General features: G+C 37.1%; 11 protein-coding genes. 3 read left to right on the plus strand and 8 right to left on the minus strand.

What is annotated here, in order from left to right:
• Window positions 1-109: 109 nt before the first annotated feature.
• The 4 genes from ULVI_RS06580 to mfd form a co-directional block, all read right to left on the minus strand.
• A complete protein-coding gene (locus ULVI_RS06580; protein WP_068590934.1) occupies window positions 110-751 on the minus strand; it encodes an alpha/beta hydrolase in 642 nt (213 codons plus the stop codon).
• 218 nt (window positions 752-969) lie between these two features.
• Window positions 970-1,644 carry a hypothetical protein gene (locus ULVI_RS06585; protein ID WP_068590936.1) on the minus strand — a complete coding sequence of 225 codons (675 nt, stop codon included), beginning with the start codon at window positions 1,642-1,644 and terminating at the stop codon, window positions 970-972.
• 63 nt (window positions 1,645-1,707) lie between these two features.
• On the minus strand, window positions 1,708-3,042 hold the full coding sequence (locus ULVI_RS06590; RefSeq protein WP_068590938.1) for a TlpA family protein disulfide reductase: 1,335 nt from the start codon (window positions 3,040-3,042) through the stop codon (window positions 1,708-1,710).
• A gap of 52 nt (window positions 3,043-3,094) precedes the next feature.
• Window positions 3,095-6,442: a transcription-repair coupling factor gene (gene mfd, locus ULVI_RS06595; protein ID WP_068590940.1), complete on the minus strand. Its 3,348-nt coding sequence runs from the start codon at window positions 6,440-6,442 to the stop codon at window positions 3,095-3,097.
• 103 nt (window positions 6,443-6,545) lie between these two features.
• Between mfd and ULVI_RS06600 the strand changes: the two genes are divergently transcribed.
• From ULVI_RS06600 to ULVI_RS06610, 3 genes are read left to right on the plus strand one after another with little or no spacing between them, the layout of a single operon-like run.
• Window positions 6,546-6,980 carry a DoxX family protein gene (locus tag ULVI_RS06600; RefSeq protein WP_068590943.1) on the plus strand — a complete coding sequence of 145 codons (435 nt, stop codon included), beginning with the start codon at window positions 6,546-6,548 and terminating at the stop codon, window positions 6,978-6,980.
• Complete coding sequence (locus ULVI_RS06605) at window positions 6,958-7,743, plus strand: SDR family NAD(P)-dependent oxidoreductase (RefSeq protein WP_068590945.1); 786 nt, start codon at window positions 6,958-6,960, stop codon at window positions 7,741-7,743. The genes ULVI_RS06600 and ULVI_RS06605 overlap by 23 nt, the downstream gene beginning before the upstream one ends.
• A 46-nt stretch (window positions 7,744-7,789) precedes the next feature.
• Window positions 7,790-9,142, plus strand: coding sequence for a dihydrolipoyl dehydrogenase family protein (locus tag ULVI_RS06610; protein ID WP_068590946.1), 1,353 nt, complete (start codon window positions 7,790-7,792; stop codon window positions 9,140-9,142).
• A gap of 77 nt (window positions 9,143-9,219) precedes the next feature.
• Here ULVI_RS06610 and ULVI_RS06615 read toward each other — a convergent pair whose 3' ends face one another.
• The 4 genes from ULVI_RS06615 to pdeM are packed head-to-tail and all read right to left on the minus strand — an operon-like array spanning window position 9,220 to window position 12,211.
• The gene (locus ULVI_RS06615) at window positions 9,220-9,579 is read right to left on the minus strand and encodes a hypothetical protein (protein ID WP_068590948.1); all 360 of its coding nucleotides are present in this window, start codon (window positions 9,577-9,579) and stop codon (window positions 9,220-9,222) included.
• Window positions 9,576-10,718 (minus strand): aminotransferase class V-fold PLP-dependent enzyme, encoded by a 1,143-nt coding sequence (locus ULVI_RS06620; protein WP_068590950.1) that lies wholly within the window; start codon window positions 10,716-10,718, stop codon window positions 9,576-9,578. Before ULVI_RS06620 ends, ULVI_RS06615 begins: the two co-directional genes overlap by 4 nt.
• Window positions 10,718-11,521 (minus strand): hypothetical protein, encoded by an 804-nt coding sequence (locus tag ULVI_RS06625; protein ID WP_068590952.1) that lies wholly within the window; start codon window positions 11,519-11,521, stop codon window positions 10,718-10,720. Before ULVI_RS06625 ends, ULVI_RS06620 begins: the two co-directional genes overlap by 1 nt.
• Window positions 11,522-11,566: 45 nt before the next feature.
• Window positions 11,567-12,211, minus strand: a complete 645-nt coding sequence (gene pdeM / locus ULVI_RS06630; RefSeq protein WP_068591426.1) for a ligase-associated DNA damage response endonuclease PdeM — start codon at window positions 12,209-12,211, stop codon at window positions 11,567-11,569.
• Window positions 12,212-12,217: the final 6 nt, after the last annotated feature.

Below are 12,217 nucleotides of genomic sequence, written 5' to 3' on the forward strand. Positions count from 1 at the left end.
CAAGCGCTTCGTAGATAAAAAGGAGCGCTGAAAACACACTGTTACTTTATGGTTGAGCACAGGTTAAATTTTTTTATGATTTGATGTCTTGTTGCAAGAAGGTAATGCTTCACAATTTGTAATTTCCGTTTGCCCATTTTAGTGTTGGTTCTACCCATTCCTTTAAAGGTTTGAATAAAAATCCGTGTCCCATTCCTGTGTTTAATTCAATTTCTTTAAAATGTACAATCTCACAGCTCGAAGTGTTTTTTCGTTCTACTGCGGAAACGCCAAACGGATCTGTTTTTTCATAAATGGTTAAAATATTTCCGCAGTAATTTATTTCGGGAATAGTTTCGATATCACTATTTCTGAAACTAGCAATAAACACAAAATTTAAATCTGGATTATTTGCTAACGTTGAAACATATTGAGCAATGTATCCACCTTTTGAAGTTCCAACCACAGTGATTTTATTCGGCTCAGTTCCGTTTTTTAGTAAGCTATCAATTTGAGTTATAATTTCGATAGCGTATTCTCTTGCGTTGACATTTCCATTCCGTTTTTCACTTAGTACCTTACATCCATTTTTTCTAAATTCTTCGATAATTTCGTTGTATTGAGTCCGTCCGAATTCGGGATGTAGTTCATTTAAGGAATGTTCTTCTAAAAACCGGTTATGAAGAAAAAAAATAAATCGGTCATCATTGTTTTTTCCACAGGCCAAAATTGTCGAGCAAAAAAGAATTCCGATTAAAAGAATTATTCTCATGAATTTATGGTGTTTTAGTTATAGGCAGCGGATTTGTATAAGAACAGTAGGGCGGAAAAAACGCACGAACCATTCGGTTGAACACAAGTTTAATTTTTCTTATTATCTTTTTTTTCAATAAGCCAAATTAAAAGATTTAGCGATCTCGAAAAGCACGAAAAACATTAGGTTAAGCACCAAGTGCCCTATTTTTTTTTATACGTTTTTGGCAACTGGCTTTATTCGGGATAGATTACTTCCCATTCTTTTCCATCTATGTCATCAAATCTAATTATTCCAAAATCGTAATCATAATAAACTTTATTTACATTTAAAGGTAAAGTACCATACGATGAATTTAAAAATAGTTCATTGCTACCGCTTTCTATAACTACCACTCTTTCAAACGAATGATTATTAATATTCATTTGCATTTTATTGGAATTATTAAATTCATTCATAAAAATATTAATTGGGTTTTGACTTTCATCAATTATAGATGAATTAAAAACATTCCATAAGGGAAAATTTATTCCGTTTGTTAAAACGTCATTATTCTTTGAAAAAACATAGTTGACTATTCCAAATTCTTCATAATCTTGATTTTCCAAAATTTCAAATCTTATTATTCTGCTGTCGTAATGATGGAGTAAAGAGCTACCTCCCCCGAAACCACCAGGAGCATATTTACCGTATTTTTCTTCACTATTAGATACAACTTTAAAGTTTAAATGTTCGCCATCTTCATTTTCGTAAGTAATGATTTGGTCTTTCTGATAATTGTAATTTATAATTAAATTTTTGTCCTGTTCATTCAATTGATAATAAGGTACGCTCTCTTGATCGTCGCTATTACAACTTACAATTATAAATAATCCAATTATTGAATAAATTATACGATTTATTGTTTTCATAATATTAAGGATTTATATTAAAACGTTTTTTTTTCAAGCTTGTTGCCAACAAGAGTATATCGCTCACATCTTAACCTGATCAATAACCTCCAACAACGTTTCATACGTCTCTGGTTTTGCAACGATCTTCTTGTCTTTATCTAAAACGAAATACGTTGGCGTAGAAGAAACATCGTATTTGTTCCCAATTTCATTTTCCCATTTTCCTAATCCCAAAACGTGTGCGAAGTCGGGCATTTCTAAAATGGTATTTTGCCAATCGTATTTTTCATCTTCGATTCCCACAGCAATCACTTTAAAAGTGCCTTCTGGTTGAGTAGCCATTTCTTTATGGAGCTTTGGCACTTCACTTAAACAATGTGAGCACAAAGCACTCCAAAAAACGATGATGTAATTATCAGCTTCATCGAGTGTGCGCAATGTTTTAGAAACTGTTTTCCCATTAATATCTTCGGTCCATGAAAAATCTGGTGCGACCGCTCCTAATGAAAGATTTCTATACAATTCTAACTCATTTGCCAAAGCAGGGTCGGTGCTCGTTTTAGCAATTGGAATGAGGTAATTCTCAGCTAGGTAATTAGCCTCATCGGGCAATTCGTTTACCACCATAAAATCCCAAATGCTGGTTAACAAGTGTTTTTGGTATGTAATTTCTGCTGGTTGAATAACCTTCGCAAGAGCATCAATATTTTTATTATAAGAAGCTTTTAAATCGGCTTCATCCACAAAATTGAAGATATATTTTAAGGATTGCTCTAAAGGAATTCCCGAATTTTGAAGCGTTGCATCTCTAAAATTGAAGTTTGAAAAATAAGCTTCTTTTGCTTCGGAAAGATAGGCTTCTTTTGTTGTAAATTTTTCAGTAAGTAAGGGTTGTGTAGCTTTTATAAACGGAGCAGCGGCAGTTCCTTCAGATTGCTTGAGTGTTTCATTGTACCATTTTGTGCGTTCTTTCAGAAATTTAGAAAGCTCTTTGTTTTTCACCTCTTCTGAAGCAAATAGCTCCTCCCAAGATGTTTCATATTCATTTAATTGATTTCGGTATGTCGTATAAACCTTATTGGCTTCCGAAGTAATAAATGTAACGTTCTTATCTGCCGAAAAGTTAAATGCTACATCTTCTTTTCCGTCGAGTAAAAAATCGAAAAAATGTTGATCTTGTGGCAAGTTATATACCAAACGGTACATGCCTGGTACTATATCATCTTCTAGGGTTAATTTAAAATCTCCTTCGGGTGTCACGTTCGAATCTGCGAGATAGAATACATTATCGGGTGCAATGCGGTAAAGGATTCCGAATTTATATCCGTTATCGACCGCAAAATTTCCTTTGATGGTTTTTTGGGCGACGCTGGTAAAAGGTAATAAAATTGAGAGGAGTAGTAATTTTTTAAACATAACGCATTGGGTTTGTTTGAAGGTTAAAAGTACACATTCTTTTTTACAAGAATTAAGCCGAAAATTTTTCCAATATAGAGAACGCTCGATCTACCGATGTGATTTTATCTATGGTAAGTAAAAGGCGCAATCCGTTGCGGGTTTGTTTCTCTTTAATTTTTACTGTAGAGGAGTTAGACTGTACAAACTGTAACACTTGGGTAAATGCATGGCTCTGATAAAAGTCACTTTGTTGGTCACTTACAAAATACCCAACAAATCGTCCTTTTTTCATAATAACACGTTCAAGTCCCATTGCAATGGCAATCCATTTAATGCGCACACTGTTTAACAGATCTACTGCAGGTTCGGGAATTTCTCCAAAACGATCTATGAGTTCTTTTTCAAATTTCTGAAGTTGTTCCTCGTTTTCAATGCTATTTAATTTAGTGTAGAGGTTAAGACGTTCGGTAATATTGTTCACGTAGTCGTCTGGGAATAAGAGTTCGAAATCGGTGTCGATTACCGTTTCTTTTACAAATTTCTTATCACCTTTACGCGCTTCATCTTCAGCATACAGATCTTTAAATTCTTTCTCTTTTAGCTCTTCAATGGCTTCAGCTAGAATTTTTTGATACGTATCGAAACCAATTTCATTAATAAATCCACTTTGTTCTCCCCCTAACAAGTCACCAGCACCACGAATTTCAAGGTCTTTCATCGCAATATTTAATCCACTTCCCAATTCACTAAATTGCTCCAAAGCCGTAATACGTTTTCGGGCATCATCGGTCATTGCGCTGTACGGAGGCGTGATAAAATAGCAGAATGCTTTCTTGTTACTTCGACCCACTCGACCCCGCATTTGGTGTAGATCTGAAAGTCCGAAATTATTCGCGTTATTAATAAAAATGGTATTCGCATTGGGCACGTCTAGCCCGCTTTCAATAATCGTGGTTGAGACTAGAACATCGAATTCATTATTCATAAAACCAAGCATGAGTTGTTCTAGTTTCTTTCCTTCCATTTGTCCATGCCCAATTCCTATTTTTGCATCGGGTACCAAACGCTGTATCATTCCGGCAACTTCTTTAATATTTTCAATTCGGTTATGAACAAAAAAGGCTTGCCCTCCGCGTGAAATTTCATACCGTATGGCATCCCGAATTACTTCTTCTCCAAACCGAATAACATGTGTTTCTACCGGATACCGATTGGGAGGTGGTGTAGTTATAACCGAAAGATCTCTTGCTGCCATTAAACTAAACTGAAGCGTTCTAGGAATTGGCGTCGCCGTTAAAGTAAGCGTGTCTACATTTTCTTTTATCGTCTTTAACTTGTCTTTTACCGCCACTCCAAACTTCTGTTCTTCATCAATAATAAGCAGCCCCAGATCCTTAAATTCGACCGATTTGTTCACTAATTGATGGGTTCCAATTACGATATCGAGCTTGCCGTTTTTTAGGTTTTCCAGTACGCTGCGACGTTCTTTGGCAGTCCTAAACCGATTTAAATAATCTACGTTTACCGGCATTCCTTCGAGACGCTCACTAAATGTTTTATGATGCTGGAAGGCCAGAATGGTTGTTGGTACTAAAACGGCAACCTGCTTCCCATTGTCTACCGCTTTAAACGCAGCCCGAACGGCAACTTCGGTTTTTCCAAACCCTACATCTCCACACACTAGGCGATCCATAGGTCGCTCATTCTCCATATCCCGTTTTACATCTTCGGTAGCGGTCGATTGGTCTGGCGTGTCTTCGTACATAAAAGAAGACTCTAATTCGGCTTGCAAATAACTATCGGGATCGTAAGCAAATCCTTTTTGCAAACGACGTTTGGCGTATAATTCTATGAGGTTAAAAGCGATCTCTTTAACCCGAGTTTTTGTTTTTTGTTTTAATTTTTTCCAAGCGGCACTTCCTAATTTGTAGATCTTGGGAACCGAGCCATCTTTTCCATTAAATTTTGAAATCTTGTGAAGCGAATGAATGCTGAGGTACAAAATATCGCGATCGCCGTAAAATAATTTGATCGCTTCTTGCATTTTTCCTTCAACTTCAATTTTTTGCAAGCCACCAAATTTTCCAATTCCATGATCGATGTGCGTCACGTAATCCCCCACCTCTAAATTGGTAAGTTCTTTTAAAGTGATCGCCTGTTTTTTTGCGTACCCGTTCTTTAGTTTAAATTTATGATACCGCTCAAAGATCTGGTGGTCGGTATAACAAACATGTTTTTGGTTGTCATCGATAAATCCTTGAAACAAAGGGAATACAACAGTTTCGAACTGCGTTACGTGTTGTTCTGCATCTTCAAATATATCGTGAAACCGTTTTGCTTGTTGATCGCTGCTGCAAAAAATATAATTGGTGTATCCATCTTCTGCATTTGTATTAAGATCTTCAATAAGTAAATTGAATTGCTTATTAAATGAAGGCTGTGGCTTTGTATTAAACGCAATATTGCTATGAGACGATGATGGTTTATTCTGAAGATATACAGAAGTGAATTCTGTAAGTTGCTTCTGAAGCAATTGTGACGTACAAAATAATTCGGCAGGTTCGCTTTGTTGCACTTCCCCTGAAGCATTGTGAAAGGCATCGGTCGCTTTTTTGAAGAGTTTGTCAATACTGCTGCTTAAAAGCTCTTCATTTTTAAGCACAATCACTGTTTTTGCTGCGATGTATTTCAGAAAACTTTCCCGTCGTTCGTCCATACGCTTATTCTCTACATTGGGAATGATCGATATTTTCTTTAGTTGTTCTGAAGACAATTGTGTTTCCACATCGAACGTTCGAATGCTATCAACTTCATCACCAAAGAACTCAATTCGATACGGCTCGTCATTACTGAAAGAATACACATCGAGAATTCCCCCACGCACTGAAAATTCTCCTGGTTCGGTTACAAAATCGGTACGCTTAAATTTATACTCAAAAAGTACCTCGTTCACAAAATCGATCGAAACCTGTTCACCAACTTTTAACTTAAGTGTGTTTTTCTCTAACTCCTTTCTGGTGACGACTTTTTCAAAAAGTGCCTCGGGATAGGTAACAATAAGCGCCGGTTTTTTTCGAGAATTAATTCGGTTTAACACCTCACTTCGAAGCAGCACATTGGCGTTGTCGGTTTCTTCGATCTGATAAGGTCTGCGATAGCTGCCAGGATAGAACAAGACGTTATCGTCACCCAATAGTTGTTCAAGATCGTTTAAATGATACGCAGCTTCTTCTTTATCATTTAACACGACTAAAAACGGAACTTCAGCAGCTTTAAAAACATCCGACAGGACCAAGGAAACTGAAGAGCCTACAAGACCACTTACATAGGTTTTACGTTCAGCACTGGAAATAGCTTCCCGCAGTTTTCGAGTTTCCGAAGACTGGGAAAAAAGAGAGGTAATAAGAGATTTTTTCATTCGGTTGTAAAGATAAGTGCTTCCTGTAAAATTTTAAAGCAGCCCTTTCAGTTTTATCATTTTCCTAACACAAAACCCTAAAGGCAATGACTATTTTTAAAAGATGAAAAAGTATACGAACGACCAGCTTGCTTTCATTGTCGCCCGAATAGCGATAGGAGTAAATCTTCTGGTTCACGGTTTGGTACGAATTCCCAAACTTACAGCTTTTGCAGAAGGATTAACCAAAGGATTTTCTGAAACGTTGCTTCCAACATTTATCGTAGCACCGTTCGCTTACGTACTCCCTTTTATAGAATTGATATTGGGTTTGTTTTTAATCGTTGGATTTAAAACAAGAGTCGCAGTAGTAACTTCAACATTTCTCATAACACTACTAATTTTTGGTTCTGGACTTAAAGAAGATTGGGCAGCTGTAGGCACGCAAATGATCTATGTAATTTTCTTTTTCTTATTATTAAAAAACCTCGATCACAACTGTATTGCGATCGATTCTAAACGAAAAATGACGGTCGATGGATTTAAAACTAAAAAATAAAAAAGCCTTTATAAGTGGCTCTACCAAAGGAATAGGATATGCGATTGCAAAACGATTAGGAGAAGAAGGTGCTACTGTTACTATTAACGGACGAAGTGAAGACTCTGTAAATAAAGCGTTGAAATCGTTGAAAAAAGAGGTTTCTAATGGGAAATTTTATGGAGAGATATGCGACTTTTCCAATGCATTAGCGGTGGGAGAATTAATTGAAAAACTAGAAAAGATTGATATTCTCGTAAATAATGTAGGGATCTTTAAAAACATTGACTTTGAAGAAATTAAAGATGAAGATTGGCAGCAGATCTACGATGTAAATGTAATGAGTGGAGTACGGTTATCAAGAGCTTTTTTACCTGAAATGAAAAAGAATGACTGGGGTCGTATTGTTTTTATTTCTTCCGAAAGTGCGGTGAATATTCCTGTTGAAATGATTCATTACGGAATGAGTAAAACTGCTCAATTAGCTATCTCAAGAGGTATCGCTGAAACTACTAAAGGGACGGGAGTTACGGTTAATAGTGTCTTGCCTGGACCTACTTTGTCCGACGGCGTAAAGAACATGACTGGAATGGATGAGGGAAAGTCTAGAAAAGAAGTGGAGAAACAATTTTTTAATACCGAACGCCCTACCAGTATTATACAACGTTTTGCAGATCCTGATGAGGTAGCAAATATGGTTGCATATGTGGTAAGCCCGTTAGCTTCTGCTACCAATGGAGCTGCTTTGCGTGTAGACGGTGGCGTGATCAAAACTATTTATTAAAATCATACAAAGAGTATAAAATATACCTGCGTTTGTAGGCAACACTATGGGAATTAAAGAATACGATGTTTTTGTAATAGGAACCGGGACGGCCGGAAAAAATGTAGCATACGATTGTGTCGCTGATGGCATGACAGTGGCTATTGCAGACAATAGAGAGTTTGGTGGTACGTGTGCAAACCGAGGTTGCGACCCTAAAAAAGTATTAGTGGGTATTACTGAAGCTATGCATTTTGCCAAGAATTTAAAAGGAAAAGGAATTACCTCCGTGCCTGAAATTAACTGGAAAGCAGTGCAAGAATTTAAAGCCACATTTACAGAAGCTGTTCCCGCAGCAACCGAAAAAAAACTAAAAAAAGCGGGAATCGACATGTACCATCAGTCCCCACAGTTTTTAGATGAAAATACATTGTCGGTAGAAGGAAAAACAATTAAAGCAAAAAAAATTGTAATCGCTACGGGACAAAAGCCTATGGAATTAAAAATTCCGGGACGTGAACATTTATTAGAAAGTGATGATTTTTTAGAACTTCCCGAACTCCCCGAAAGCATGATCTTTGTTGGCGCCGGATATATTGGGATGGAATTCGCTCACATAGCAGCACGTTGTGGCGTAAAAGTAACGATGATCGAATTTGGTCCTCGTCCATTAGCTCCCTTCGAAGGGGATATTGTAGCGCACCTTACGAAAGCTTCAGAAGAACTAGGAATCGATTTTATATTTAATGCAGAAGTTTCAGAAGTGGAACAATTGCAGAAAAATTACCGGGTTTCTTTTCAGAAAAAAGGAAAAATAGATTCAGTAAAGGCTCGCATGGTATTTAATACCGCCGGTCGAGTTCCTTCTATCGATATGCTCGATCTTGAAAAAGGAAATGTAGCTTTTGAGAAAGGTGGGATTTCTGTTAATGAGTACCTTCAAAATACTACGAATGAAAATGTATACGCCTGTGGGGATGTTTCAGCCAGTGGTTCGCTACCTTTAACTCCAGTATCTTCTCAAGAAGCAAGAGTTGTTTCTATAAATATTCGGAAAGGAAATACGTTAGAAATGGATTTCCCTCCAGTACCATCGGTAGTATTTACATTGCCGCAGATTGCATCGATAGGACTTACCGAAGCTCAAGCCAAAGAAAAGGGATATGATATTATCGTGGAATATAAAAGTGTTCCAGAATGGTATAATACAAAACGGCTTAACGAAGAAACGTACGCCTATAAAACCATTCGTGATAAGGAACGAAACCTGATTCTAGGTGCACATATAATTGCTCCTCATGCGGGAGAAATGATTAATTTATTTGTGCTTGCCATGTGCGGTAAACTAACCTGTGAGAATATTAAAGGAATGATCTTTGCCTACCCAACGTGGGGGAACGACATTAAAGGTATGGTGTAATGTGCATGCAGTATATAAATTTTGGCATGTCACGAGTAATCGAGAAATGGTAATTGGGAACTTTAAACTTAGTTGGATTATTCGTGTATCTTAATCCATTCTATCTTTTGTGTATCATTAAATTTAAAAACAAGTGTTTTGGTGTGCAAAACCCAAAAACCAAGTTTTTTTTCAGCAATGAGGTAGTATAGAAAATCTTCGTTGGTGCGATTTGGCTGCCCCAAAAGAGAGATAATTTCGTTTTTAGATAATGCGCGTATCGAATCATTATACAGTATATTTTCGTACATAGTTTCCCGAAAAGGGTATGTATCTCCATCAAATTGTTTCCAAGTTTCAGAATCAAATTCAATCGTACTCAGCGCATTATCTTCTGGAGTAGTATTGCAGCTTGAAAGAAACACAAATAAGAGATAAATAAGGGGAATTTTTTTCATTCGAAACATGAGACAAACAATTCCATCTCTTTCTTTAAATTATACACATTGGGCGATACGCGTATGGCATCTCCCCGATAGGAAACGAGAATATTTTTTTCTGAAATTTTCTTCTGAAGGACCTCCATAGTTTTTCCCTTCGGAAGATAGATTCCGAATAAATGATGTCCGCGAAATGGAGCATTTTCAATAAAATATCCTTTCTTCTGAAGCAGTATTACGGCTTCTTCTGTAATGTCTTTACAATATTGCTGGATTGCTTGGGGGGTCCATTCCACAAGCTGGCGAATTGCTTCTGAAAGCATCGGAGTTAAAATAAAATTACTCGATTCACCCACATCGAAACGAGCAGCTTTTGGTTTAAAGGTATCGTTGTAATGTACCAATTTCGAAAAATCTTCACTCGATTCGTGGTTCATCCAGTTGTTTTCTAACGGAGCTCCTTCATAAAATCGCTTTCCAAAATAAGCAACTCCTAAGCCGTAAGGACCCATTAACCATTTGTATCCGCCACAAATAAGGGCATCGGGTTGTATTTCAGCAACCGAAAAAGGCAATGCGCCCACACTTTGGGTTCCATCAATAATCAAATATGCGCCGATATCGTTCGTACGCGTTCTTATTTTTTTAAGGTCAAACTTACTTCCGTCAGCCCAATGTACGTGTGGAATTGCGACACATTTAGTTTTTGAGGTAATCGCTTCCAAAAGTATATCATTCCATTTTTGGCTGCGTCCGTTAGTTAGTGATGGGACTTTTATAGTTTTGATCTTAATTCCTATTTCTTTTTCCAGAGCCCGCCAAGTATATACATTGCTCGGAAATTGTTCTTCTAGTACCACCACCTCATCTCCTTTTTTAAAAGGGATGTTCTTTGCAACCGTTGCTATTCCGTAGGATACCGATGGGATAATTGCGATACTTTGGTAATCTTCCGCATCGATCAATTTTGCGAAACGCTTCTTTAAAAGCAATCGGTCATCAAAGAAATCGGATGCTGTGATCTGGTTTGGACTCGTTTTTTTTTGAAGTCCTTGGATCCCAATTTTTTCTACAGACTTTAATTGTGGCGACATGTAAGCTCCATTAAGGTAAACTCCAGCATCTTCCAACTCAAATAAATGCCGTTGATTCTCCATTAGCTAATACTTTCGAAATGTTCGTATAATTTGTTTATTGGATTTAAACTTCGATTCTTGTAAGCATGTATGCTGCTACTCACAAAAAGAACGAGTGCAACACTCATAGCTGTGTAGACAATCGTAGTATTAGTTTCCCAATTAGCTACTGCAATAGCAATTAATGCCCAAGCACCAACCAATGCAAATTCGCGCATATTTCGAAGACGAACCATGAGTAAATTAATAACCCCAGCTACACATATCATTACAATGGTCCAAGTAGTTTCAGAAATTCCCCATCCGTTCCAATCGATACTTACCAAATAGGCTGCTACATTGGCAATACTTGCAACGGTAACCCAACCGCTGTATATTACAAATGGCCACCATACACAACAAATAACAGGAAAACGCGCATCGAAAAGTTCCATATTATTCCGAAGAACAATCGCCAGTAAGCTGAATAATAGGACGAACATGGCGAGAATCGAGAACTCCATATATCCATAAAGCCAGAAGACAACCCATAACATGTTAGCGATACAGGACAGCACGAACCACCAACCTGTTTTTAAAATAAAAGAATCGTCTCTAACCGAACGGAACAGACTCCGACTTTGGTAGATTACAAATCCCAGTAAGAATAAATATATAACACCCCAGATAGAAAATGCATATCCCGCAGGTGTAAAAAGTGAATCGAATGTGTCTGAAACTTTACCAATAGTTGTATTATTAATGGCACCAGTGTTTGAAGCGTAATTCACAATGACAGTGGCAACAAAAACCAGAATATTGGCTATTTGTAGTGTTTTTTTCATGGAGTGAGGTTTGTTAGTCTTATATCCTTTTTAAAGATACTAAAATTAACTATTGGTTGAAACACAGATTACTTCATCATCTGCAATTGCAAAAACCTCGTTGGTGGAGGTAGGAGTTAAAATATATTTTCCAGTAAAATTTCCAAAGGCGGGTAAGATCATTTGCTTTTCAGTTTTAAAAAAACACGGCAGTTTTATGTATTGCCGTCCCACACCTTGCAACCGTACTCCTGGATGAATATGACCAGAAAGATTAAAAAGTTTTTCGTCTTCGATAGGGTGATGGGTGAGGAGGAAGTCTGAACGTAGTAATTCATCATATACTATTACTCCTAGTTCTTCAAATAAATACTTCGGAATGATGTCGTGATTTCCACTAATTAAAATAAACTCTGACTTCTGAAATTTAACCCATTGCGTAAAATCCTTCCAAGAATTATTTAGAGTACTATGAAACAAATCCCCTAAAAAACAAATGGTACCAGGCTGATAGGTGTCGACCAATACATTTAGTTTTCTAAAATTTTCTTCGGAAGCTTTTTGAGGAACCGCAGCTCCATGTTTTCTAAAATGTGCCACTTTTCCAAAATGGACATCTGCAATTAAGAGCATATTTTCTTCATGCCAATAGATGGCGCCACTTGGGTGAAGTGTAAAATGTTTCTCTCGAATCGTTATCGTTTGGGTCATTACCAC

The organism is Cochleicola gelatinilyticus (genome assembly GCF_001637325.1).
Lineage (GTDB): Bacteria > Bacteroidota > Bacteroidia > Flavobacteriales > Flavobacteriaceae > Cochleicola > Cochleicola gelatinilyticus.

Bases quoted from the DNA above. Each gene is read 5' to 3' on its own strand.
- ULVI_RS06580 (WP_068590934.1), bottom strand. From the start codon at position 751: ATGAGAATAATTCTTTTAATCGGAATTCTTTTTTGCTCGACAATTTTG.
- ULVI_RS06585 (WP_068590936.1), bottom strand. From the start codon at position 1,644: ATGAAAACAATAAATCGTATAATTTATTCAATAATTGGATTATTTATA.
- ULVI_RS06590 (WP_068590938.1), bottom strand. From the start codon at position 3,042: ATGTTTAAAAAATTACTACTCCTCTCAATTTTATTACCTTTTACCAGC.
- mfd (WP_068590940.1), bottom strand. From the start codon at position 6,442: ATGAAAAAATCTCTTATTACCTCTCTTTTTTCCCAGTCTTCGGAAACT.
- ULVI_RS06600 (WP_068590943.1), top strand. From the start codon at position 6,546: ATGAAAAAGTATACGAACGACCAGCTTGCTTTCATTGTCGCCCGAATA.
- ULVI_RS06605 (WP_068590945.1), top strand. From the start codon at position 6,958: ATGGATTTAAAACTAAAAAATAAAAAAGCCTTTATAAGTGGCTCTACC.
- ULVI_RS06610 (WP_068590946.1), top strand. From the start codon at position 7,790: ATGGGAATTAAAGAATACGATGTTTTTGTAATAGGAACCGGGACGGCC.
- ULVI_RS06615 (WP_068590948.1), bottom strand. From the start codon at position 9,579: ATGAAAAAAATTCCCCTTATTTATCTCTTATTTGTGTTTCTTTCAAGC.
- ULVI_RS06620 (WP_068590950.1), bottom strand. From the start codon at position 10,718: ATGGAGAATCAACGGCATTTATTTGAGTTGGAAGATGCTGGAGTTTAC.
- ULVI_RS06625 (WP_068590952.1), bottom strand. From the start codon at position 11,521: ATGAAAAAAACACTACAAATAGCCAATATTCTGGTTTTTGTTGCCACT.
- pdeM (WP_068591426.1), bottom strand. From the start codon at position 12,211: ATGACCCAAACGATAACGATTCGAGAGAAACATTTTACACTTCACCCA.